Annotated in this window: 23 protein-coding genes and 1 tRNA gene; 8 read left to right on the top strand and 16 right to left on the bottom strand. The window is 40.5% G+C overall.

Features of this window, described 5'->3' with window-relative positions; translation table 11 throughout:
* Window positions 1-73: 73 nt before the first annotated feature.
* The 7 genes from rplJ to deoC form a co-directional block, all read right to left on the bottom strand.
* A complete protein-coding gene (gene rplJ, locus I6E69_RS12345) occupies window positions 74-568 on the bottom strand; it encodes a 50S ribosomal protein L10 (RefSeq protein ID WP_002958881.1) in 495 nt (164 codons plus the stop codon).
* A gap of 323 nt (window positions 569-891) precedes the next feature.
* Window positions 892-1,596, bottom strand: a complete 705-nt coding sequence (gene rplA / locus I6E69_RS12340; protein ID WP_002958880.1) for a 50S ribosomal protein L1 — start codon at window positions 1,594-1,596, stop codon at window positions 892-894.
* A gap of 3 nt (window positions 1,597-1,599) precedes the next feature.
* Window positions 1,600-2,028, bottom strand: coding sequence for a 50S ribosomal protein L11 (gene rplK / locus I6E69_RS12335; protein WP_002958879.1), 429 nt, complete (start codon window positions 2,026-2,028; stop codon window positions 1,600-1,602).
* Window positions 2,029-2,242: 214 nt separating this feature from the next.
* Window positions 2,243-2,806, bottom strand: coding sequence for a transcription termination/antitermination protein NusG (gene nusG / locus I6E69_RS12330; RefSeq protein WP_002958878.1), 564 nt, complete (start codon window positions 2,804-2,806; stop codon window positions 2,243-2,245).
* 4 nt (window positions 2,807-2,810) lie between these two features.
* The gene (secE, locus tag I6E69_RS12325; protein ID WP_002958877.1) at window positions 2,811-3,188 is read right to left on the bottom strand and encodes a preprotein translocase subunit SecE; all 378 of its coding nucleotides are present in this window, start codon (window positions 3,186-3,188) and stop codon (window positions 2,811-2,813) included.
* Between the two features lie 132 nt (window positions 3,189-3,320).
* A tRNA-Trp gene (locus I6E69_RS12320) sits at window positions 3,321-3,397 on the bottom strand.
* 148 nt (window positions 3,398-3,545) lie between these two features.
* The gene (deoC, locus tag I6E69_RS12315) at window positions 3,546-4,289 is read right to left on the bottom strand and encodes a deoxyribose-phosphate aldolase (RefSeq protein ID WP_197121352.1); all 744 of its coding nucleotides are present in this window, start codon (window positions 4,287-4,289) and stop codon (window positions 3,546-3,548) included.
* 450 nt (window positions 4,290-4,739) lie between these two features.
* Between deoC and cysG the strand changes: the two genes are divergently transcribed.
* The 6 genes from cysG to cysQ are packed head-to-tail and all read left to right on the top strand — an operon-like array spanning window position 4,740 to window position 11,702.
* On the top strand, window positions 4,740-6,167 hold the full coding sequence (gene cysG, locus I6E69_RS12310; protein WP_002958874.1) for a siroheme synthase CysG: 1,428 nt from the start codon (window positions 4,740-4,742) through the stop codon (window positions 6,165-6,167).
* Between the two features lie 49 nt (window positions 6,168-6,216).
* Window positions 6,217-7,116, top strand: a complete 900-nt coding sequence (cysD, locus tag I6E69_RS12305; RefSeq protein ID WP_002958873.1) for a sulfate adenylyltransferase subunit CysD — start codon at window positions 6,217-6,219, stop codon at window positions 7,114-7,116.
* Window positions 7,116-8,540 (top strand): sulfate adenylyltransferase subunit CysN, encoded by a 1,425-nt coding sequence (cysN, locus tag I6E69_RS12300; RefSeq protein WP_197121351.1) that lies wholly within the window; start codon window positions 7,116-7,118, stop codon window positions 8,538-8,540. Before cysD ends, cysN begins: the two co-directional genes overlap by 1 nt.
* A 31-nt stretch (window positions 8,541-8,571) precedes the next feature.
* A complete protein-coding gene (locus I6E69_RS12295; RefSeq protein ID WP_197121350.1) occupies window positions 8,572-10,296 on the top strand; it encodes an SLC13 family permease in 1,725 nt (574 codons plus the stop codon).
* A 32-nt stretch (window positions 10,297-10,328) separates the two neighbouring features.
* Window positions 10,329-10,922, top strand: a complete 594-nt coding sequence (cysC, locus tag I6E69_RS12290; RefSeq protein ID WP_007378439.1) for an adenylyl-sulfate kinase — start codon at window positions 10,329-10,331, stop codon at window positions 10,920-10,922.
* Between the two features lie 9 nt (window positions 10,923-10,931).
* Window positions 10,932-11,702: a 3'(2'),5'-bisphosphate nucleotidase CysQ gene (cysQ, locus tag I6E69_RS12285; RefSeq protein ID WP_197121349.1), complete on the top strand. Its 771-nt coding sequence runs from the start codon at window positions 10,932-10,934 to the stop codon at window positions 11,700-11,702.
* A 113-nt stretch (window positions 11,703-11,815) separates the two neighbouring features.
* On the opposite strand, the gene I6E69_RS12280 is transcribed toward cysQ, so the two are convergent.
* From I6E69_RS12280 to I6E69_RS12270, 3 genes are all read right to left on the bottom strand, one after another.
* The gene (locus I6E69_RS12280) at window positions 11,816-12,112 is read right to left on the bottom strand and encodes a hypothetical protein (protein WP_002958868.1); all 297 of its coding nucleotides are present in this window, start codon (window positions 12,110-12,112) and stop codon (window positions 11,816-11,818) included.
* Between the two features lie 154 nt (window positions 12,113-12,266).
* On the bottom strand, window positions 12,267-14,981 hold the full coding sequence (locus I6E69_RS12275; protein WP_197121348.1) for a P-loop NTPase fold protein: 2,715 nt from the start codon (window positions 14,979-14,981) through the stop codon (window positions 12,267-12,269).
* A 251-nt stretch (window positions 14,982-15,232) separates the two neighbouring features.
* Window positions 15,233-16,030: an alpha/beta fold hydrolase gene (locus I6E69_RS12270; RefSeq protein ID WP_024597059.1), complete on the bottom strand. Its 798-nt coding sequence runs from the start codon at window positions 16,028-16,030 to the stop codon at window positions 15,233-15,235.
* 445 nt (window positions 16,031-16,475) lie between these two features.
* Here I6E69_RS12270 and I6E69_RS12265 point away from each other — a divergent pair, with 445 nt between their 5' ends.
* Together I6E69_RS12265 and I6E69_RS12260 are read left to right on the top strand one after the other, a co-directional pair.
* Entirely contained in the window at window positions 16,476-17,759 is a 1,284-nt protein-coding gene (locus tag I6E69_RS12265) for an aromatic amino acid transport family protein (RefSeq protein WP_197121347.1), read from the top strand.
* A 133-nt stretch (window positions 17,760-17,892) separates the two neighbouring features.
* Window positions 17,893-19,236, top strand: a complete 1,344-nt coding sequence (locus I6E69_RS12260) for a M24 family metallopeptidase (protein WP_197121346.1) — start codon at window positions 17,893-17,895, stop codon at window positions 19,234-19,236.
* 51 nt (window positions 19,237-19,287) lie between these two features.
* Here the strand turns inward: I6E69_RS12260 and speD are convergent, their stop codons facing one another.
* The 6 genes from speD to I6E69_RS12230 form a co-directional block, all read right to left on the bottom strand.
* The gene (gene speD / locus I6E69_RS12255; RefSeq protein WP_024597058.1) at window positions 19,288-20,100 is read right to left on the bottom strand and encodes an adenosylmethionine decarboxylase; all 813 of its coding nucleotides are present in this window, start codon (window positions 20,098-20,100) and stop codon (window positions 19,288-19,290) included.
* An 88-nt stretch (window positions 20,101-20,188) separates the two neighbouring features.
* Entirely contained in the window at window positions 20,189-20,602 is a 414-nt protein-coding gene (locus tag I6E69_RS12250) for an OsmC family protein (RefSeq protein ID WP_002958863.1), read from the bottom strand.
* A gap of 86 nt (window positions 20,603-20,688) precedes the next feature.
* Window positions 20,689-21,036, bottom strand: a complete 348-nt coding sequence (locus tag I6E69_RS12245; RefSeq protein WP_002958862.1) for a DUF3802 family protein — start codon at window positions 21,034-21,036, stop codon at window positions 20,689-20,691.
* Window positions 21,037-21,168: 132 nt separating this feature from the next.
* Window positions 21,169-22,638 (bottom strand): succinylglutamate-semialdehyde dehydrogenase, encoded by a 1,470-nt coding sequence (gene astD, locus I6E69_RS12240; RefSeq protein WP_138489979.1) that lies wholly within the window; start codon window positions 22,636-22,638, stop codon window positions 21,169-21,171.
* Between the two features lie 15 nt (window positions 22,639-22,653).
* Window positions 22,654-23,670 carry an arginine N-succinyltransferase gene (astA, locus tag I6E69_RS12235; RefSeq protein ID WP_002958860.1) on the bottom strand — a complete coding sequence of 339 codons (1,017 nt, stop codon included), beginning with the start codon at window positions 23,668-23,670 and terminating at the stop codon, window positions 22,654-22,656.
* Window positions 23,671-23,755: 85 nt separating this feature from the next.
* Window positions 23,756-24,961: an aspartate aminotransferase family protein gene (locus I6E69_RS12230; RefSeq protein ID WP_002958859.1), complete on the bottom strand. Its 1,206-nt coding sequence runs from the start codon at window positions 24,959-24,961 to the stop codon at window positions 23,756-23,758.
* Window positions 24,962-25,141 lie beyond the last annotated feature (180 nt).

Genomic DNA, 25,141 nt, shown 5'->3' with positions numbered 1-25,141 from the left:
AAATTTCCTAATAATTAACGGACATTAAGTCCAAATAAATTTTACACCGAAAGTGAGATTAAACAGCTTAAAATTAAGCAGCTTGCTCTTCTTTCTGTACACGTACTGCTTCAATTGTTTTACACAATTTGCCAGCAGACGCTTCTTTCATAGCACTCATTAAGCGTGCAACAGCTTCATCGTATGTAGGTAATGTAGCAAGCATTGCTGCATCAACAACATTTCCTTCAAAAGCGGCCGTTTTAAGCTCGAATTTCTCATTCTTTTTCGCGAAATCTGAAAAGATACGCGCAGCAGCACCTGGGTGCTCTGATGAGAAAGCGATTAAGCTTGGACCAACAAATGAATCAGAAAGACACTCAAAATCTGTTCCTTCAAGAGCACGTTTTGCTAAAGTGTTACGGACAACTTTCATCCAAACACCATTTGCACGAGCTTCTTTACGAAGGGCAGTGATTGCGCCAACTGTTACACCACGAGAATCTGCAACAACTGCAGATAGAGCACCATTGGCTGCTTCGTTGACTTCAGCAACTATTGCTTTTTTGCCTTGAAGATTTAAAGCCATGGGTGTTACTCCTGGTTTAATGGGGGTACCGATTATCGGATTCCCCTGTTCTACTCTTCCCTACCAAACAAGGTAGAGATGCTTTTTACGGCGAGAGCCAGAAGGATTAGGAAAAATCTATCTGGGGTCTACACCGTCTACGTAGGTGAATATTAAGGCCGAAGCCACCTACGGTCTTGGACGGAAGCCCAATTTATCGTTAACCCCAAAGGCTTAACGAAATTATGGACTTCAACCCGAATTCTTTACTTTGCAAATTAATAAATTAATCAACAAAATGGCGCGAAATTATAGTACAAATTTCACGCCATGTAAACACTCAATTAAGCAACAATAGTGCTTAAAGTGTTTTGGTCAACAGAAACACCTGCGCCCATTGTTGTAGAGATAGTTACTTTCTTCAAGTAAACACCTTTAGCTTGAGAAGGTTTAGCCTTCTTAAGCGCAACAATTAGAGCTTCAAGGTTTTGTTGTAACTGCTCTGCAGTGAAATCAACCTTACCAATAGTAGTATGGATGATGCCATTTTTGTCATTACGGTAACGTACTTGACCTGCTTTAGCATTTTTAACTGCTTCTGCAACGTTAGGCGTTACAGTACCAGTTTTAGGGTTTGGCATTAGACCACGTGGGCCTAAGATTTGACCTAGTTGACCAACAACACGCATAGCGTCTGGTGATGCAACAACAACGTCAAAGTTCATCTCGCCTTTTTTAACTAGTTCAGCAAGATCTTCCATACCTACTAATTCAGCACCGGCTTCTTTTGCAGCTTCTGCATTAGCGCCTTGTGTGAATACAGCAACACGAACGTCACGACCAGTACCGTTAGGTAGTACAGTAGCACCACGAACGTTTTGATCAGATTTACGAGCATCGATACCAAGGTTAACGGCAACGTCAACACTTTCTACGAATTTAGCTGTCGCTAACTCTTTTAAAAGAGCAACTGCTTCATTGATTTCGTAATCTTTAGTTACTTCCACTTTTTCGCGGATAGTACGCATACGTTTAGTTAATTTAGCCATTTCTTAGTCCTCTACGTTCAAGCCCATCGCACGCGCAGAACCTGCGATAGTGCGAACCGCTGCGTCCATATCGGCAGCTGTAAGGTCAGTTCGTTTTGTCTCAACAATTTCTTCAAGTTGAGCACGAGTTACTGTGCCTACTTTATCAGTGTTAGGACGGCCTGAGCCTGACTTGATACCAGCAGCTTTCTTAAGTAAGTAAGCAGCAGGTGGCGTTTTCATGTCGAACGTAAATGAACGGTCACCGTAAACAGAGATCACTACAGGAACTGGAGCGCCTTTTTCGATAGACTCTGTACGTGCGTTAAACGCTTTACAGAATTCCATGATGTTTACACCGTGTTGACCTAGTGCAGGACCTACTGGAGGACTAGGATTAGCCATACCAGCGGCAACTTGTAGCTTGATTAGAGCTTCAACTTTTTTAGCCATTATAAATACCTCATTTGGTGGGTCTCAGCCTTGTGCGCGCGAGGACGCGTACTCTAACGGCTTCCCAGTTTAAAAATTGGTTTCGTACTTTTTGCACAGTAAAAAATAAATTTTACCTTAATACAAAAAGGCCGCTGATTATAAGTTAATCAGCGGCCTTTTTCAAGCTTCATGCCAAAATTTAAATAAAAATTAGCGAAGCTTTTTTAATCAATTACTTATCTTGTTCAACTTGACCGAATTCAAGCTCAACTGGCGTAGAACGACCAAAAATAAGTACAGATACTTTTACGCGGCTCTTTTCGTAGTCAACTTCTTCAACTACACCACTGAAATCTGCAAATGGACCATCTGTAACGCGTACAACTTCACCTGGTTCAAATAATGTAGCAGGTTTAGGTGCTTCAGCATTTTCTTGTAGGCGATTAAGAATGCGCTCAGCTTCTTTAGGGCTGATAGGAGCAGGACGATCAGACGTACCACCAATAAAGCCCATAACGCGCTCTGTGCTGTTCACTAAGTGCCAGCTTGCGTCATTCATATCCATTTGTACTAATACATAACCTGGGAAGAATTTACGCTCAGATTTACGCTTTTGGCCAGCGCGCATCTCAACAACTTCTTCAGTTGGTACTAATATCTCACCAAAGCTCGATTCTAGACCTTCGATTTTAATATGTTCAATTAACGTTTGAGCTACACGCTTTTCGTAACCAGAAAAGGCCTGTACTACATACCAACGTAACTTAATTTCTTTGTTCTCGTTCTCATCCGACATGGGATCAGATCTCCAATCCAGTTAAAAAGCCTACAGCGCGGAATAAAATGCCATCTAATCCCCAAAGGATAAGTGCCATAATCACTGTTGCAACCATTACAATTAATGTCGTGTGGGTAGTTTCTTGGCGCGTTGGCCAAATAACTTTGCGTACTTCAATTCGAGCTTCTTTAGCGAAAGCAAGAAAGTTACGTCCCTTAAATGTTTGCGAGGCAATTGCTAATCCGGCCGCTATTGCAACAACAACGCCAATAGCACGTAGTAATACAGATTGATCTGCATACATGTGATTACCAACAACTGCGCCTGCAAGTAGCGCGATTGCTACTAACCACTTTACTGACTCCATCGCACTTGATGGTGTTTCTACATTCGTGCTCATAATATTATTACCTTAACTACAGACACAACAACCCTACACTACGGCAGGGTTAATCCATTAAAATCTAAACTTAAAAACAGACTTAATTTAAACCGGTTTTTAATCTCAGACTACTCAAATAACAAGTAAAACTGGCAGGGGCGGAGAGATTCGAACTCCCAACCATCGGTTTTGGAGACCGCTGTTCTACCAATTGGAACTACGCCCCTGCAAAGTGGATGCCTATTATACTTACGCAGTTCATTAACACAAGCCTAAAAGATACCCACATTGGAAAATCTAATTAATTAATTACATTATTGTTTAAACTGCTAATAATTTAATCGGTTAGATAAACCTACAATCCAAAGATATTGATTATTTCCCTATGGTTTTATAAACGTCACTCAACAAGCTTGAAGTACCAAACCTAAATGTATTTGCTTGCAAATAATCATCACCCATTATTGCGCGTGCTAGTGCTAAATAATCACTAGCATCGGCAACAGTTTTAACACCGCCGGCCGCTTTAAAGCCCACACGTTTGTTTGATTTTTTAATGGCTGTTAGCATAATTTTTGTTGATTCAAGCGTGGCATTTACAGCCACTTTACCCGTACTGGTTTTTACAAAATCAGCACCGCCTTCAATTGCAAGCTCCGTGGCTTGAGTAATAAGCGCGTCGGTTTTTAGCTCGCCGCTTTCTATTATTACTTTAAGTTGCGCGCGCGACCCACACGCTTTTTTACTTTCGCTTACATAACTAAGTACAGTTTGAGCATCGCCTGCTATGAGTTTTTTATAAGGAATAACCAAATCAATTTCGTCTGCGCCGCGCTCTATTGAAATAAGTGTTTCGTTAATTACATCACTCAGTGGTGCATCACCCGTTGGGAAGTTAGTGACTGTTGCGACTTTTACGTGGTTAAGCTCACGCGCTGCGAGTGCTATTTTTGCATCATCAACAAAGTCGCTATAAACACATACTGCGGCAGGCGTACCTAAGGTAGGATTTATGCTATCAACAAGTGCTTGAATGCTTTTGGTGGTATCGCTGGTGTTTAAGCTTGTTAAATCCATCAGTGCGACTGCTAATGCGGCATCTTTTTGGTGTTGTGTCATTAGAGCTCCGTTGCTTATGTAATACCAATTTTATTAAAAACATGATCATTTTAGTGTATTAAATAACGCACTAACTAGGTTAAAAACTATTTATATAGAACAACTATGTATCATAATTTTAGCCTTGTTATTGAGCTATTTTCTCGTCGCTATAATAGATCACTAATTTAATGCAATTGGTATAAGTACAAAATTTGATATGCCTCCATATTAACAAATTTAACCAAACTCGCTATAGCTCATAACCAAACACTATAAGCTGGTTATTTTACTTGTAACTCGGCGCAATCCCTTGTTAACTAGCTCTTAGGCCTAAAAAGCCCACCTATTATAACTTTTGGTTATATCAACTTGGTTTTAATTATTTTTTACTTATTGATAGCCGCTATATTCTGCTTATCAGAATAAAGCGTTTTCTTATATTTGAATTTGTTTAGGGGTGTTATAAACGTGCAGTATTTACCTATCTTTACCAAACTCGACAACAAACCAGTATTGGTTGTTGGCGGTGGAGAGGTCGCATTACGCAAATGTCGCGCGTTTTTAAAAGCGAGAGCAAGCGTTACTTTAGTAGCACCTTGGTTTTGCGACGAACTAAAAGAGCATGCACATAATAATGAAGTAACGCTTATTGATGCTTATTTTGATGAATCGCACCTTGATGGCAAAATGCTTGTTATTGCAGCAACCGACCGCGATGAAGTAAACAACAACGTATTTGAACTTGCCAATGCCCGCAATGTGTTTGTAAACGTGGTTGATGACCAACCTAAATGTACGTTTATATTCCCATCCATTGTTGACCGTGACCCAATTACGATTGCTATATCAAGTGCTGGCACAGCGCCCGTACTTGCACGTCGCTTACGCGAAAAGCTCGAAACTCTTATTCCACATCATATTGGCCCACTTGCAACACTTGTCGGTGGCTTTAGAGACAAAGTAAAAAAACGCTTTAAGCATTTTTCAGACCGCCGCCAATTTTGGGAAGGCGTGTTCGACTCATCTGTCGTGAGTAAAGTACAAACCGGCGATACCCAAGCCGCACAGCAGCAACTAGAGCAAATGCTAGATGCGAAAGCAGAACCTGAAGGCGAAGTATATGTAGTAGGTGCAGGCCCTGGCGATCCAGAGCTTTTAACTCTTAAAGCACTGCAACTTATGCAACAAGCCGACGTCGTCGTTTATGACTTTTTAGTCTCTGACGAAATTATGGAACTAGTGCGCCGTGATGCTGACCTTATTTGTGTAGGCAAACGTTTAGGCGATCATAGTGTTGTTCAAGAAGATACCAACCAAATGCTGGTCGACCTTGCTAAACAAGGCAAAAAAGTATGCCGCATTAAAGGTGGTGACCCGTTTATTTATGGCCGTGGTGGCGAAGAAGTACAAGTACTGGCTGCTAACAACGTAAATTATCAAATTGTACCAGGTATTACAGCCGCTGCAGGTTGTAGTGCTTACGCGGGTATTCCGCTTACGCATCGCGACCATGCACAAGCCATTCAATTTGTAACTGGCCACTGTAAAAAAGACGGTCAAGAACTTGATTGGCAATCGCTGGCAAAAGCAAATCAAACGCTGGCTATTTACATGGGCGTAATTAAATCGCCGCACATACAAGGCGAGCTTTTAAAACATGGCCGCAAAGCCGACACCCCTGTTGCCATTATCGAAAACGGTACACGTAAAAATCAGCGTGTAGTAACAGGCCAATTAGGCGAACTTGCCGACTTAATTGAACGCAACAGCATTATATCGCCTGCGCTACTCATTATTGGTGAAGTAGCCGCCCTGCACTCGCAACTAGCGTGGTTTGGGAAAAACGAGCAAACAAGCAGCTTTGCACAGCCGCTAACAGATGTATCAAATACATAACCGAATTTTAAATTTGTAACTTTTAATCATTTTAGTAGGACGACTAACAATGGCTTTAACTCACCTTCAGCAACTTGAAGCTGAAAGTATCAAAATCATGCGCGAAGTCGCCGCTGAGTTTGAGAACCCAGTAATGCTTTACTCTATTGGTAAAGATTCGTCGGTACTTTTGCACTTAGCGCGTAAAGCATTTTACCCTGCAAAAATACCGTTTCCGTTATTACACGTAGACACCAACTGGAAGTTTCGTGAAATGATTGAGTTTCGCGACCGTATAGCTAAAGAATACGGCTTTGACCTACTGGTACACAAAAATCCAGAAGGCATTGAAATGGGTGTAGGCCCGTTTACGCATGGCTCGGGTAAACATACCGACATAATGAAAACCCAAGGCTTAAAACAAGCGCTAGATAAATACGGCTTTGATGCTGCATTTGGTGGCGCACGCCGCGACGAAGAAAAGTCACGCGCAAAAGAGCGTGTTTACTCGTTCCGCGACAAACACCACCGTTGGGACCCTAAAAACCAACGCCCAGAGCTTTGGAATACCTACAACAGCCAAGTTAATCCGGGTGAGAGCATTCGTGTTTTCCCATTATCTAACTGGACTGAGCTTGATATTTGGCAATACATTTATCAAGAAAACATCGAAATGGTGCCATTGTACCTAGCTAAAGATCGCCCAGTAGTTGAGCGCGACGGTACTTTAATTATGGTTGACGATGAGCGTATGCCTCTTAATGAAGGTGAAGTACCGCAAATGAAATCTGTTCGTTTTCGTACATTAGGCTGCTACCCACTTACCGGTGCAGTTGAATCAACAGCAAGTACTTTAACCGAAATCATCGAAGAAATGCTGCTATCTACGTCATCTGAACGTGAAGGTCGTGTTATTGACCATGATTCAGCCGGCTCAATGGAGAAGAAAAAACGTGAGGGGTATTTTTAATGTCTAGCCAAAATAACGATACATTTAACGAAGTAAAAGAAATAGGCATAGACGCCTACCTAGCACGCCAACAAGACAAAAGCTTATTACGCATGCTTACTTGTGGCAGCGTAGATGACGGTAAATCAACATTGATTGGTCGCCTACTGCACGACAGCCACCAAATTTATGAAGATCAGCTAGCAGCCCTTCATAAAGATAACGAAAAAGTAGGTAACGCAGGTGAAGATCTTGACCTTGCATTATTAGTTGATGGCCTACAAGCTGAGCGTGAACAAGGCATTACCATTGACGTAGCGTACCGTTACTTTTCAACGGCTAAGCGTAAATTTATTATTGCCGACACACCTGGACACGAGCAATACACGCGCAACATGGTAACGGGCGCATCAACAAGTGATGTCGCCATTATTTTGGTTGATGCGCGTTACGGCGTACAAGTACAAACTAAGCGCCATAGCTTTATTTGTGACTCGCTGGGCATTAAGCAGTTTGTTGTTGCCGTTAATAAAATGGATATCGTTGATTTTGACGAAACCGTGTATGAAAAAATTAAGGCCGATTACCTTAAATTTGCTGAGCAACTTAACGTATCAAACATTAAGTTTGTGCCTATGTCGGCGCTTAAAGGCGACAACGTAGTAACGCGTTCTGCTCATACACCGTATTACACCGACAAGCCGCTACTAGAATTACTAGAAGATTCGCCAGCAGCCGAAACAGATACAGGCTTTGAAGCGCGCCTACCTGTGCAATATGTCGTGCGCCCTAACTTAAACTTCCGTGGTTTTCAGGGCACACTTACATCGGGCAAGATACATGTAGGCGATGCAATAAAAGTATTACCGTCGGGTAAAACATCAAGCATTAAAGAAATTGTTACCTTTGATGGCAACCTAGATAGCGCAGAAGCAGGCCAAGCAATTACCGTTACCCTAAATAACGAAATTGATATTAGCCGAGGGGATGTAATAGTACCTGCAAACTCAACGGCCGCTGTAACTAACCAGTTGCAAGCTAAAATTGTGTGGATGCATGAGTCGCCATTAGTGTTAGGTAAAAGCTATAACCTAAAACTAGGCAGCAAAAACACCTCAGCTATTGTTAAAAAGATTGATTACACAATTGATGTGAACACGCTTGAGCACGGCACTAGCGACTCATTACAGCTAAACGAAATTGCGATTGTAACGCTTGAACTAACCGAAACTATTTTGGCAGACGAGTACCACAGCAATCACGAAACAGGCTCGTTTATCCTAATCGATCGCTTATCAAACCTAACGGTTGCTGCCGGTATGATTGAGCAAGTACTGCAAAGCCAAACAAAGCAAAGTAACTTTAGCGAATTTGAAGTTGAATTTAACAGCTTAGTACGCAAGCACTTCCCGCATTGGCAAGCGCTTGATATTTCTAAGTTATAAGTTAACTTTAGCCTGTTAGGAAATTAAAAGCATGGTAGAACAGCTCGTTTTAACAGGCATTATGCTTACCTTAGTCGGGTGCCTTTTTGGCACCCGTATTAATCCAGCATGGTTATTTGTAAGCGCTATTGGCACCAGCTACTTAGCAGGGCTAATCGATCTTGAAAATATGTTAGTTAACTACGCTAACCCGTCGCTTATCACTTTAGTACTATTGGTGTTAGTGTCGACTGCAATAGAAAAAACCACCCTAATTCAAAAGTTAGCGCAATCGCTATCTAAAGGTAGTTTAGTAAAATCGGTAACAAAATTGGGGTTATCAACCGCCTTTTTATCGTCGTTCACTAACAATACCGCCGTTGTTGCATCGCTTATTACCGCGATAAAAGACAATCCTAATCACTCCCCTTCAAAGCTATTATTACCGCTGTCGTACACTGCTATTTTGGGCGGCACTATTACGCTTATTGGTACATCAACCAACTTAATCGTCAATGGCTTTGCAGTAGATGCGGGCATGGAACCGCTGGGCTTTTTTGACTTTACCTTAGTGGGTTTGGGCGCGCTAAGCGTAGGCCTAATTACCATTTTAGTAATGCTTAAATACTTACCCGACAACGGTAAAAGCGACCAAGAAGTCGTGCCTTTTTACCTAGAAGGTAAAGTACAAGCAAGCTCAAAATTAATAGGCCAAACCGTAGAAGAAAACGGCCTACGTGATTTAAAAGACTTATTCCTTGCTGAAATCATTCGCGATGGGAGCCGCATTTGCGCAGTCACTCCACAGCAAATTATTCAAAAAGACGACGTGCTGCTGTTTGTAGGTGACATAAAATCGGTGCCATTACTTACCCGTTTTGACGGTTTAAAAGTAGTGCACGAGAATCATCAAAAAGACATAGAACACTTAGTAGAAGTAGTCGTAAGTCAATCTTCAAAATTTATTGGCAAAACCGTAAAAGAAGCCCGCTTTAGAGAGCAGTTTCATGCAGCCGTTATTGCCATTCGCCGTGGACACGACCGCTTACAAGGTGGCCTTGGGCAAGTGCAATTACAAGCCGGCGACTCACTTATACTCGCACCAGGCAAAAACTTTTACACCTTGCCTAATTTAAAGCGCGAATTTGTGTATATTTCAGGGTTTGACTTACAAGCCCACCTTGCACCTAAGCAATCAAATATTGTGCTACTAAGCTTTGCCGCAGTACTGGGTTTAAGCATTATTGGCATAGTGCCGCTGGTTAAAGGCTTATTAGTATTACTGATTGGCTTAATGCTCAGCGGCACCATAAAACTTAACGAAGTAAAACGCCGTTTCCCTATCGAGTTATTGGTGGTTGTAGGTAGCGCCATTGGCCTTGCTAAATTAATGATAGGCACCGGACTTGCCGGGCAAATATCCGACGCCATGTTTATGGTACTTGGGGATTTTGGCCCGTACGGCGCGTTTATAGCTATATTTTTAATGACCGTATTATTTACCGAGCTTATTACTAATAACGCAGCAGCTGCCTTGTCGTTCCCTGTTGCTTACTCGCTCGCGGTTGGTTTTAATGTAGACCCACTACCGTTTATTATGGCGGTTGCCTTTGGCGCATCAGCCAGCTTTATATCGCCATTTGGGTATCAAACTAACCTAATGGTTTATAGCGCGGGTAACTATCGCTTAAAAGATTACATAGTGATGGGCTTACCCCTTTCTATTATTTATTCAATCACGGTATTAACCTTGATCCCGCTGGTATTTCCGTTTTAATACCTGCGCTCACAGCATAAGAGACTCTCACTATGGATGAAAATATAGTTTGGCATAACTACGCAACGACAAAAGCACAGCGTAGTGAGCAAAAAAAACATAAGCCCGCTATTTTATGGTTTACCGGCTTTTCAGGCTCTGGCAAAAGCACCGTAGCAAACGCACTAGAAGCGGCGCTTAATCAGCAAGGTACGCACACTTACCTGCTCGATGGCGACAACGTACGCCACGGTTTGTGTAAAGATCTAGGCTTTAGCGACGAAGACCGCATTGAAAACATACGCCGCGTAGGCGAAACCGCAAAACTAATGACCGACGCTGGCTTGTTAGTACTTACTGCGTTTATATCGCCTTTTAGAGCGGAACGCGACATGGTGCGCAGCTTAGTAGACGAAGGCGAATTTATCGAAGTATTTATCGATACCCCACTGGATGTATGCGAAAGCCGCGATCCTAAAGGCTTATACAAAAAAGCCCGCGCAGGGGAGATAAAACACTTCACTGGTATCGATTCAAGCTACGAAGTGCCAAACAATCCAGAAATAATTTTAGATACAAGTAAAAACACCCTAGACCAATCGGTTACACAACTGATAACGTATCTAAAACAAAAGCACATAATATAGGTTAACCCCATGAATCAAACCGAACTGCTAGAAGAAACCCTCATCCTTGCCCGCAAAGCAGGCCAAGCGATAATGGGAATTTACGAAAAGGATTTTAACGTTGAGTACAAAGCCGATGAAAGCCCCGTAACCGACGCCGATTTAGCAGCTCATAAACTGATTGTGGCAGGGCTTCAACAGCTCACACCTGATATTCCAATACTCAGTGAAGAAAACGCCGACATAAGTTGGGATGTACGCCAAACGTGGAAAAGCTACTGGTTAGTTGATCCAATCGACGGCACTAAAGAATTTATTAAAAAGAACGGTGAATTTACCGTAAACATCGCCCTAATTAAAAACGGCATTCCTATTTTGGCCGTAGTTGATGCACCTGCCCTTGGTGTATCGTACTTAGCTGCCGAAGCCATTGGCGCATTTAAAGATAAAGGCGATGAGCGAATTGAGCTTAAGGTAACTACCAAACCTAACAAAGGGTTAATTCGAGTTGTAGGCAGCCGCTCGCACCCATCACCCGATTTAGCCGAGTTTGTGAAACACTTTGATGAGGTTGAAATGGTGTCTAAAGGCAGCTCACTAAAGCTGTGTTTAGTCGCTGAGGGCAGCGCCGATATTTACCCGCGCTTAGGTCCAACTTGCGAATGGGATACAGGCGCAGGCCATGCCATCGCCGAAATAGCCGGTGCTAAAGTCACTAAGCTTGATGGCAGCCCGCTTATTTATAACACCAAAGATGAATACTTAAACCCGTATTTTATTGTGAGTGCGATAGAAGAGTAAGCCCTGTTTTAAGTGGTTAGCTATCGGTTGTTAAAAAGACAATTGATAGCTTTTACTATGAAAGTTGCTCAGTGAGCATAAAGGCAAATACTTAGGAATGCTTCAGTTATTTGTTATGTATAAATTAACTTAATAAGCGTACTAAAGCACAGCAAAGTTATAAACAAACCAAGCGATAAAATAACCTTTTCCTTTAGGGTTTGCTCAGGCTTTTGGGCAAATACAAAAGCAGTTCGGTAAAGCGTACTAGGCACTATTAAAACCAAGCCAATAAACGCAGGGAACATACCCAATATAAAGTTATATGCAAAACCTGAATTTTCCATTTGGCCGAATATAGCGCTAAACCCAAACAAAATAATAGCAACTGCAAAAAACGCAACGCCTACTGAAATCGATAAAATTGCCATATATTAAATTCCTTTTGTTTTCCATTCAAAATTGATAATTAGTGCAGTAGGTTGGGTTGAGTGATACGAAATCCAACGTATAGCACACTTCATGTCAATTTTTTATTTTTAGCATATAAGATAATGTTTAGTCTAAAAGTGGATAATCTCTGTATCAACCTTCTATCAACTCTTTACCTGTTAGTTGCTCAATCTCTTTATTTAACTGCTCAGCATGTTTAAAAGTCAAAAACTGTTTTTTGTCTAATTGTGGTAGAGATTGTAAACTCCCACCTACCAAAAGCTTGCCTAGCGTATGGTCTCCAACTTGTACTTTATTGATCTTGTCTAACAAAGATACTTTACCAGTAATTACTCCAAAATTATTTTTATAGGAAATTAATAACGTATAAAAAAATGTATATCCAAGTGGATTTTCAGTAGTATTTAAACTTCGAATAGCATCAATTAAAGATTGAGGACTAAAAGTCTCTTTGCTGCTAGTAGTAACCCCTAGGAAAGTTAAAAATTCATATAAAAACTCAGTGACAATATTATTGCCTATATTCTCACTATAAATTTTATTATTAGATAAAAATGAATCGAATATTAAATGCAACTTATTTATAGTTAAACTTTCTGCCAGTAGTTTTTTGAATATTTCTTCCACACCATTATTAACAGCATAATCCACGAAGAACCCTCGCTTAATAAAGTGTTTACCAATACAGTCTTTAATATCAAGTTTATTATCAATTAATCCAAAGAATCGCTCAAAGTTTACTACCTCCTTATCACTGAAACTAAGGAATTGATTTATAAATAAAAGTATCCCTTTTGTATCGCTTGGCTTTAATTTGTATAACTCAAGAACATTTGCAATACTAACTTGATCTGACACCTGATCTTTCGGTACTTCCTCAGATAAGATTCTTGATAAATAATCACTGTAGCCATTGTTAAAACCAACGCTTTGATTTTTAGTACTTCCATGTTGCTGCCATTTAGCACTGGGGTTATCTAACACATGATTTATGGCTGGATTTAAAACACTATCTGCGGTTATATCAAGCATCTCTATATAAAATGTAATTAAGCTTTCTTCTGTTTTGTTTTTAGCGCACTCATGTATAAATGGCTTTAAATCGTAATCACCTCTGGTAACTAAACTTTTTATATTATCTTTTTCTAATTTCTTATACTTTTCAAAGGATTTAATATTAGTTTCCTTCAGAGTTATAACCATCATTAAATTAAAAAGGTTAACCTCGCCCATCAGTTTTTCTTTTTGCCAAACTTGATTAACCCTGCAAAGTATCTTTTTCAATTGTCTGATGGAAGATATTTGATTTTCGATCTCGATAAGTTTGCTATTTACCCCATACCACTTTTTATTTCCGTACAAAATACTGATTAACTTTTCTTTATTAAGTATTTCACTATTTTCAATTATGAAAACCCGTTGCTCTTCAATAGCATCTAAAACACTCTTTTCTGTAAATTTCAATAAAACATCCATAATGGACGATTTGTGAATATCATCTCTATAATCAGTCGCTTTTGAAATCACTTCAGCAGCAACGTCTTTTTCATTTCCCATAGCGACGATAAAGTTGATATTACTTAAAGCTTCATTTTTCAATCTATCTAAAAGCGCAGCGATATCGTTTAGCCGCTTTTCACTTTCTTCATCAGTACCACGGTCAACGTCTTGCAGGGTGATCAATAATTTATGATTAGTTTCCTCTAATACTCCATTGAGTTTTTTAAAGCTTTCTTCGATATCAACAGGGCCTGCGAGCAAGGTAGATACAAACTGAAATGCACTACCACCTGATTTTAGGGCTTCGGTATAGTGTTTAGGAAGCGCACGGAAAGCACACATATCAATATACTGGCTTATATCATCAATAATGTTACTGAGCACCACATGCGCAACACTGCCGCTTGCAGCGCCCCATGTTGATATATCACTATGTATCCAAATACTCTCTTTTTGAGAGTTTTTTGCTAAACCATTCACAATACTTTCGACGATACTGCTTTTCCCGCAACCATAAGGTCCGCAAAGGGCTATATGTTGTGCTAACTCTTTATCACCGCCTTTTTGTAGCCGTTCGGTAATGCGCATGGCGTAAACCTGTAAATCGGGTTCTAATTCCTCTATGCTTTTAATAGTCGAATCATCTTTGAACCATTCTCTAAAGTGCTCTAAAGTTTTTAGTTCAGGCATTTCTTTAGCTTCAGACGGTTCACCTTCAGACATGAAACCCTGCTGTTTACTCTGCTTATATTCATTACACAATAAGTAAATCGCTAAAATTAAATAACTAGCAGCTAGGTACATAAAGACATTAAAGGCAGGTGTTATATCAGCTAAGCTGACGGCAAAAACTATATAAATTAAACTAATGGCAACTAATACAGACGTAAAAATTGGCTTTTGGGTATAGAGCTTTGTCTGATAAATGACAGTTATGATCATGCCAATAAACGTAAGTGCTAGGTATTTTAAGCTCATAAAACTTTGCGCATATAATGCAGCTTCATCAAATTTTGGGGCTGTGCTTAGCATATAAAAAGCAGTTATAAACAATGAAACTAATACAGCGATTGTCACAGGCGGATATCGCCAGTTAAACCCAATACTGCGTTTAGTATGCGATATATAAAACTTATCAAGCAGGAGTTTTATGCCAATACCCGCTAAAAATGCGCTGCTGTAATGCAAAACCGGATTCGCATTTAAAATAGCGCACCAACTTGAATATGTCTTTTGTACAAAACCGACTTTACTTAAAAATACAGTAATTGTTGCAGCAGTAATTGCGCACAATAAAAGAGAGAGCCAGCGTGTGGCTGTAATAGGGAGAGTTTTAACTTGCGACAACTTAATATCCTTATCAATACGTTACCTTGCCAGTGTATATCAATTGAACATTGTTGGATAAGCAAGTTTAATAAATAAAACCGGCTATCTTGGCTTCACACTCGGATGGCGCTATGACATGTTGGGTTTCGCTTCGCTCTACCCAACCTACGCTTCATAAGTTGGGCTTTATTCCTTCAGGGGTAGGTCTTGTTTTGAGTTTAGGGCGAAAATCAAAAAAGAATGTACCGATCCTATTTTATCTACAACCCTTAACGATTTTGCTGGGCGATAAAAGCAAGCGAGTGCTGATTGAATAAGTCAGGACGTTCCACATTACAGACATGGCCACAATGGTGAATGGTTTGCAGTACGCTGTTTTTATGACGCTTTACCATTTCTTTAACAGGGCCAAGGAACATATGATCTTCCTTACCCATAATGTAAAGAATGGGAATATCAATGTCTTTTTCTTTGAAGTATTGCATTAAAGGATTTACGTCCATGGCTAATTTAAACCATTTTATAAACTCTTTTTGGCACAAGCGTTTTGCTTCACGAACAAACAAAAGTCGAGATTCTTTATGACGCTTTTTCGGCATCATAATAAAAGCAAATAAGCGATACAGCCACATATAAGGCAAGAAGTGTTTAAAAGTATTGCCTAAATAAACCAATGTATTACTGCGGGTATTAAAACGAGTAACCGCTCCACCTAGCACCATGCTAGAAACATATTGCGGCGCAATTTCAGCAATATTTCGAATGAGTATTGTGCCCAATGAAATACCAACAAAGTGTGCGCTGGTGATATTGTTATGATCTAACACATCGATAATGTCTCTAGAGACATTATTAAATGAATAATTATTATCAACAAAGTTTTGTACTAAGTTATTCGATTTACCGTGACCACGAAGATCTAGCAACAACACATTATATTCTTTTTTATAGGCTTTAAGCTGACGAAACCAAATTGCCGAACTACCACCTGCTCCATGGACAAATACAACCCATGTTTTACTGGTTTCGTGCGCAAAAGTAGTATGGAAGAGAATCTCTTTGCTCATTACAGTTAGTGGCCTATTTACTTCGTTTGGCATATTCAATTGCAGGAAGTATAACGGAGTTTAATAAAAATCTCTTATGAAGTTCAGATCAATGGCTTCTACTTAACAGCTTTTCGGTGCAGATTCTGATTTTTAAATGAAAACCAATAAAAATGACTAGTCCCTATTTTTACGTTATGAAAACCGCCTACCTCGGCTTTGCTGCTCGCGTGACACTATAGCGTGTTGGGTTTCGCTGCGCTCAAACCAACCTACTTTAAAATTATAATGTGGTGCTGCCGCTTAAGGGTTTGCTCACTTTTACACCGCTGTTTCGTATTCATGACACTTACCCTTCAATTTGGTCTAATTAATTAGTCTACAAATCCTCTCAAAACATGAAATTTTTAGCTAAAAACTATATTCTTGCGCGCGATTATTATTTAAATAATGGATAAACACACACATGACAACATCTCAAGATGCAACGCTTTCAAATGCATCAACAACAGGTGCACACACACCTTCAAACACACCCACTTCTAAATGGAATCTGCACGATACGCAGTGGACTTTAAGCCTTTTTGGTACCGCCGTTGGTGCGGGTATTTTATTTTTACCTATTAACATTGGTATTGGCGGTTTTTGGCCGTTAATTATTTTGGCATGCTTAGCATTTCCAATGACCTTTTGTGCACACCGTGGATTAGCGCGTTTTGTACTTTCATCAAAAAATAAAGATGCCGATTTTACCGATGTAGTTGAAGAGCACTTTGGTGTGACTGCGGGGCGGTTAATTTCTTTATTATACTTTTTATCTATATTCCCAATTTTGCTTATTTACGGTGTGGGCTTAACTAATACCGTTGATAGCTTTATGGTTAATCAAATGGGGATGGAATCACCTTCTCGCGTGTTGCTTTCGGGTGTATTAGTTGCAGGTATGATTAGCTTAATGATGGGCGGCGAGCGCTTAATGCTGCGTGCCTTTGCTATTTTAGTTTATCCGCTTGTGGGTATATTGTTCTTTTTATCACTTTATTTAATCCCAAGCTGGCAAATGCCAGATATGACGGTGCCTGAAATGGGCAGCTTTGGTAAAACGTTGTGGTTATCGATTCCTATTATTGTGTTTTCGTTTAGCCACGCAGCGGCTATCTCAAGCTTTGTAAACGTGCAACGCGGTCACTACGGTGAACAAGCTACACATAAGTCTGAGGCGATTTTAAAGCGCACTAGCTTACTACTTATTACCTTTGTACTGTTATTTGTGTTCTCTTGCGTGCTGTCGCTTACAGGCGAGCAAATGGCCGCTGCTAAAGCCGCTAACGTATCGGTTTTATCCTACCTTGCTAATATTACTGATAACTCGTTTATTGCCACACTTGGGCCGCTTGTGGCCTTTATTGCTATTACATCGTCGTTTTTGGGTCACTTTTTAGGGGCACGTGAAAGCTTTACGGGTTTAGTAACTAAGCAAACAAGCTTAAGCGCAAAAGCGGCCGATAAAATTGGTGTGCTAATTATGTTTTTAGCTATTTGGTTTTGCGCTGTTAAAAACCCAAGTATTTTAGACATGATGGATCAGTTATCGGGCCCTATCATCGCAATGATTTTATTCATCATGCCAATGATTGCAGTTTATAAAGTGCCTGCACTTCATAAATACCGCAACCGTTTAAGCACGCTATTTATATTAGCGGTTGGCTCACTTGCTGTATTTGCACTTATTTACAGCATGATTAATTAATACGCTATATATTCAAAAGCCCAGCTAAGTTAATTAGCTGGGCTTTTTTGTTTGTACGCTTTGTCTCAAATTATTTTTTTATAGTGTGGGTTCTGGCATGTTAAGTACAAATTAGCCTAAAAATAGCCCAACTATGCAATACAATAAATTATTACTAATAAGCGCATGTTTGCTCGCAACACTATTTGTAAGCCCTTTAGTTAAAGCCTCAGAACCTCCAATAATTTTATCAATGAAAGAGCGCGCAGCGTTTATAGATAAAATAACTGAGCTTAGAATCAATAGCTTAATGCCCTCGTTAATGAAGCAGCACAACACTGATATGTGGCTACTTATAAGTCGTGAATATAACGAAGATCCAATATTAAAAACAATGCTGCCTGCAACATGGCTTTCAGCCAGACGCACCACTATTTTGCTATTTGCACTTAATAAGCAAGGTGGGGTTGATGCTTACGCTATTGCGCCTTATAAAATAGGTAATGTATTTAAAAAAGGCTGGGATAAGCAAACACAACCTAGCCAGTGGCAGGCACTCAATACGCTTATTGAGCAATACAAACCTCGCAACATTGCGCTTAATACTTCTACCGACTGGGCACATGCCGATGGCCTTGTGCTAGGCGATTACAAAACCTTAATGGCTAACTTACCCGCCACTTATCACAATAAAATAATTTCTGCAGAGCCGCTTGGTGTTGCGTGGTTAGAACAACGCATTCCTGAAGAAGTTGAAATGTATAAACATATTGTGGCTATTGCTCATCATATTATTGCAGAGGGGTTTTCGGGTAAAACAATTACGGTGGGTGAAACAACTAGCGATGACTTGGTATGGTGGTTTAGAGAGCGCGTAAAAGAGCTAAAACTACAAACATGGTTTCATCCAAGCGTTGCTATTCAACGCGCCGATGCGAAGTCGTTTAATCATGAAGAAAGCTTCACTAATGGCTACGATGATAACGTTATACAAGCCGGTGATTTACTTCATGTCGATTTTGGTATTACTTATTTACGTTTAAATACCGACACGCAGCAGCATGCGTATGTGCTCAAAGAAAACGAAACGAGTGCGCCTAGTTACTTAGTTGAAGCACTAAAAAGCGGTAATAAACTCCAAGATATATTTACCAATCAATTTGCGGTAGGAAAAACCGGTAATGAAGTTTTAGCTGCAGCACGAAAAGCCGCTATTGCTCAGGGATTAAAACCCACTATTTATACTCATCCTCTTGGCTTTCATGGTCATGCTGCTGGTACTACATTAGGTATGTGGGATTCTCAGCAAGGTGTACCGGGAGATGGGGACTATCCGCTACATTTAAATACGGCTTACTCAATTGAGCTTAACAATGCGGTGTTTATAAAGCAGTGGAATAAAGAAATAAGAATAATGCTAGAGGAAGATGCTATTTTTGATAAAAGCGGTGTCTGGTATTTAAATGGCCGACAAACACAATTATTGCTTATAAAATAAAGCAAAAAAATGGCGCTCACTGAGCGCCATTTTTAATTTAATTCGTTGCTATTATTCTGTATCTGGCAGGTTACGGCCATAGAATATTTCTTGCATTTCGCGAGTCAGCTTAGAGCGAATTTCGTCTTCTTCTTCGTCCGATAACTCATCAGTAGAAAGGCCGAATAAATAGGTATTTAAGTCGGTTTCTTTTAACATCATTTTGGTATGGAACAGGTTTTCTTGATACACGTTCACGTCCATCATTTGGTACGCTTCTTTTGTATCTTCTGTCATGAAGTTTTGAATCGAGCTAATAGCATGATCAATGTAGTGCTTAACACCGTTTATGTCGCGGGTAAAACCACGAACGCGGTAGTCTATTGTTACTACGTCTGACTCAAGGCTATGAATTAAGAAGTTTAACGCTTTAAGTGGCGAAATAATGCCACAAGTAGACACTTCAATATCAGCACGGAATGTACAAATACCATCATCAGGGTGAGCTTCTGGGTATGTGTGTACACAAATATGGCTTTTATCTAGGTGTGCAACAACTGAATCAGGTAATGGGCCTGGTGCTTCGTCAGCATCGTAATTTTGCTGCTCTTCTACTGGTTCTTCTGAAACCAAAATAGTTACACTTGCGCCTTGCGGTTCATAATCTTGGCGCGCTACATTTAAAATGTTAGCACCAATAATATCAACAACTTCACCTAAAATATCGGTTAGTCTATCTGCACTGTACTGCTCATCGATATATTCAATATATTCTTTACGTTGTTGCTCGGTCTTTGCGTAACAAATATCATAAATACTAAAGCTTAAACTTTTGGTTAAATTGTTAAAGCCATGAAGTTTAAGTTTATCGAAGGGTTTGTTCATAATAAACCAACCTATAAATTAGTGGGTTCTGCACCTGCAGAATGAAAAGTTCGCGGATTTTATACGAATTTTCCTCGTGGAAAAAGCGTTATTTTGCTTGATCTTGCACAACTTCGTGGCTATGCGTAATTTCTACTGTTTTATCAAGCATTAATGCAACCGAGCAATACTTTTCAGCAGAGAGTGAAACTGCACGTGCAAGGTGCTTTTCAGACACATTATTACCTTTAACAACAAAGTGTAAGTTGATTTTGGTAAACACGCGCGGTGCTGTTTCGGCGCGTTCTGCACTGAGTTGCACTTGTACGTCTGAAAAATCTTGTTTAGCTTTTTTTAAAATACTAACCACATCAACTGATGAGCAACAGCCAACTGACATTAAAACCATTTCCATTGGGCTTGGTGCTGCGCTATCGCTGCCGCCATCAAACACAACATTGTGGTTAGAATTAGAACGGCCAATAAACGTATCGCCTTCAACCCATTTTACATTTGCTTGCATTGTTATATCTCAAAAAAATATTTTCTTGATTGTAAGCAACTTAGCCGTAGTTGCAAATGAAAATGCAACGCAGGGCTATAAAATGGCTAAGATTGTTGTGCTAATGCGCTATCAAAGAGGTTTTTTACTAAACCTGCAAATTCATCTATAAAGGCATGCTGTTCAACCGTGACAGGCTGTGAGGTGATGCTGCTGAGGACTTCTTCTAAATCGTAAACTATGCCATCAACTTCACGTACAATTTGACTACGCTGCTCTGTGTTGAGGTCTGTGTGCTGCTCGCAAATAAGCATCACATTTTGTGCAATAACGTCTTCGATTAATTCCATTACTGTTGGAGCGCCTGGTTTTATTTCGCCTGGCTTCTCAAACAATGCTAAATTTTGAGTTAGATACATGATCAAATCATCGTACCCTTGCCTATCTAAAACCATTATGCGAACCACCTAAATATATTTAATTATGCTGATTTAAGCAGAAAGAGTCGATAATTACTAGCCTTGTACGATAGCAATACAAAAAAAGCAGCCGAAGCTGCTTTTATAATAATTAAGTAGTATTACTACTTAATCTATTTTTAAGCCTGGGCTTAGTGTTGCTGGCATCGCTACTTTTTCAAGCTCTACTGAAGCAACTGGGTATGCACAGTAATCAGCTGCGTAATACGCGCTTGCTCTGTGATTGCCCGATGCGCCAATACCACCAAACGGTGCTGCGCTTGATGCGCCAGTAATTGGGCGGTTCCAGTTAACAATACCAGCGCGAATACGACGTAAAAAATGGTCGTAATCTGCTGCACTATCACTCAATAAACCAGCCGATAAACCAAAGGTTGTATCGTTTGCTTTATCAATGGCTTGGTCAAAGTCGTCAAAGCGGAATACTTTTAAAAGTGGTCCAAAATGTTCTTCATCTGGGAAGTCACTAATATTTGTACACTCAATAATACCTGGTGTTACAAAACCGGTATTGGCTGTGTGCTCAAGCTCTACTAATACTTGAGCGCCAAGCTCAACAAGCTCGTTTTGCGCTTTAACCATGCCCGCTGCTGCCGCTGATGAGATCATAGAGCCCATAAATGGCTGGTCTGCATCATCGTAGTTACCTACTTTAATCGCTTTAGTTGCAGTGATAAGGCGCTCTAAAATTGCATCGCCTTTGCTACCTTTAGGTAAAAACAATTTACGTGCACATGTACAACGCTGGCCGCTTGAGATAAACGCTGATTGAATAATATCGTGAACAACCGCTTTAGTGTCTTCAACGTCAGTAATAATAAGTGGGTTATTACCACCCATTTCTAGCGCTAAAATTTTACCCGGTTGACCCGCAAACTGTTCATGTAAAATATGACCAGTACGCGAAGAGCCCGTAAAGAACAAGCCATCAATCCCTTTGTGAGCAGCAAGGGCTTTACCCGTTTCTACTTCACCTTGAACGAGGTTGATTACACCGGCTGGTAAGCCTGCTTTTTCCCACAGTTTAAGCGTAAGCTCGGCAACTTTAGGAGTCAGTTCAGACGGTTTAAATACAACCGTGTTACCTGCTAAAAGCGCTGGCACAATGTGGCCATTAGGTAAGTGGCCCGGAAAGTTATACGGACCAAATACGGCTACAACCCCATGTGGCTTATGACGAATCATCGCACGGCCAAGTGGCATTGCGTTTTCTACGTCGCCAGTGCGCTCTAAAAATGCTTTTTCAGAAATGGCAATTTTACCAACCATAGCACCCGCTTCTGTGCGAGTTTCCCACAGTGGCTTACCTGTTTCTTGTGCGATAGTAATAGCGAGCTCTTCGCTGTTTTCTTTTAATTGCGCTGCGAATGCTTTAATTATTTCTAAACGCTCAGTAAAGCTTTTATCAGCCCATACATAAAACGCTTCGCGCGCTGCATTTACTGCGGTGTCTACTTGCGCCGCAGTTGCTGATGATGCCTGCCAAATAACGTCGTTATTTGCAGGATTTACTGAATTAAATTCTGTGCCTTGGCCTTGTGACCATTGACCATTAATAAATTGTGCAGGATGAGTCATATACTTTCTCCTAAATTAAATCGTGGTTGCACTAACAATATCGCCAGTTTGCAAATGCAATGCATCTGCTACTTCTTGCGATAAAATAAGGCTTTTTGCGCGCTCGTCAAATGTCATTGGTGCAACAGTTGCTCTAAAATCTTCAAGCTTTTCGTTAGCTAGTAACACCATGGTATCGCCAGTCATTTCGCCAATTTCAACGTTAAAGTTATTTGCATTACGAATCGTCGCAATGTTATCTACTTTTGCTTCAACCGTTGGGCCGCCGTCAAAAATGTCTACGTAGCCATTAAACGTAAAGCCTTCGCTTTTTAATAACTCGATTGCTGGGCGTGTGTTGTCGTGTACTTTACCTATTACGGCTTGCGCATCTTTACTTAGCAAATTTACATAAATTGGGTATTTAGGCATTAGTTCAGCAATGAAAACCTTTTGGCCAATACCTGTTAGGTAGTCGGCTGTTGGAAAATCCATTGAGAAAAAGTGCTCTTCAAGCCACTGCCAAAAAGGGCTACTGCCGTTTTCGTCAGACACACCGCGCATTTCTGCAATCACTGTTTGTGCAAAACGCTCTTGATGCTGCTTTATAAACATAAAGCGCGCTTTTGAAAGTAGCTTACCGTTACAATTTTTACGATAGCCATCTTTTAAAAACAATGTGCAAAGCTCTGTAGCGCCTGTGTAGTCGTTACATAGCGTTAAAATATCAACCGCTTTGTATACGTCTAATGTGCGCGAAGAGTGAATCACTTTACTTAAGTGATAATGATAAAATGCATCATCAAGCCCTACCGCAGCTTCAATTGCAGACGTACCTACAACATCACCGGTTTCGCTATCTTCAAGAACAAACAGGTAGCCTTCGTCACCGGGTTGTGACGTTTGCTTAGCAAATGAACTTACAGAATGGTCTATTTTCTTTTGCAATAGTTCTTCGTTTAATGGCAAAGACGTAAAACCATGCCCAGATTCGTGGGCAATTTTCAGTAATGCTGAGTAATCATTTTGCTGGATTGGGCGAAGGATCATCATGAGTCCGCTTGCTCCCTTATAAATAACGGTAAATAGGAATTGCAGGGCAAGCGGTGCTTGCCCTTAATTGGTTGGCTTAAGTCGCTTATGCGTTTACTACGCTTGCTACTGCTTTTTCAAAGCGTGCCATACCTTCGCGAATGTCCGCTTCAGGAATTACTAAAGATGGAGTGAAACGTACTACGTCTGCACCGGCAACTAGTGACATAAGGCCTTGCTCAGTACCTGCCACTAAAAACTCTTTTGCACGACCTTTGTATTGCTCGTTCACTACTGCACCAATTAATAAACCTTGGCCACGGATTTCGCTAAATACGTTGTATTTTTCGTTAACCGCGCTAAGTAGTTCATTAAATAATGCGGCTTTTTCTTTTACGCCAGCCAGTACTTCAGGGGTATTTACTGTATCAAATGCAGCTTCTGCAACAGCACACGCAAGCGGGTTACCGCCATAAGTAGAACCATGTGTACCTACTTTAAGGTGCTGTGCAATTTCAGTTGTTGTGATCATAGCGCCAATAGGGAAACCGCCGCCAAGTGCTTTAGCTGAAGTTAAAATATCAGGTACTACGTTTAAGCCTTGGTATGCGTATAAATCGCCAGTACGACCAACACCTGTTTGAACTTCATCAAAAATAAGCAGTGCGTTATGTTTAGTACATAAATCGCGAACGCCTTGAGCAAACTCATCAGTTGGTGAAACAATACCGCCTTCACCTTGTAGAGGTTCCATCATTACGGCACATGTTTTATCGCTGATAAGTGCTTCAAAAGCAGCAAGGTCATTGTAATCGCAATGTACAATGTCGCCAGGCTTAGGACCAAAACCATCTGAATATGCAGCTTGGCCGCCAACAGTTACGGTAAAGAATGTACGACCGTGGAAACCTTTGTTGAACGCGATGATTTGTGATTTTTCTGCGCCAAATTTATCAAGTGCAAAACGACGCGCTAATTTAAGCGCGGCTTCGTTTGCTTCTGCGCCAGAGTTGGCAAAGTAAACTTTTTCAGCAAATGTCGCATCAACCATTTTTTTAGCTAGGCGAAGTGCCGGCTCATTGGTCATTACGTTAGATAGATGCCAGATTTTTTCGCCTTGCTCTTTTAATGCGCCTACTAATGCAGGGTGGCAATGGCCAAGACAGTTAACTGCAATACCACCAGCAAAGTCGATAAACTCTCGACCTTGTTGATCCCATACGCGAGAGCCTTCGCCTCGAACAGGAATTACGCTTGAAGGTGCGTAGTTAGGAACCATTACGTGATCAAATAATTCGCGATTGACTGTCATTTTATTTCCTCTTAATTGTGAGCAACACAAAACATCAAAATAGGTGTTTGGTTAATATTTGTAACCAACTTTATAGGCAAGATCAGTAACCTGATAATTGCGCAAAATTGCTTTGTGGTTCAATTTTCAGACGCACATTATTTCAGAATTACTTATATCTGTCTCGTTAAAAACTTTCAT

This window comes from Pseudoalteromonas sp. NZS100 (assembly GCF_015864815.1).
Taxonomy (GTDB): Bacteria; Pseudomonadota; Gammaproteobacteria; order Enterobacterales; family Alteromonadaceae; genus Pseudoalteromonas; species Pseudoalteromonas distincta.
Note: the sequence above shows the minus strand (reverse complement) of the source record. Positions and strands in the feature narration are given on the sequence as shown.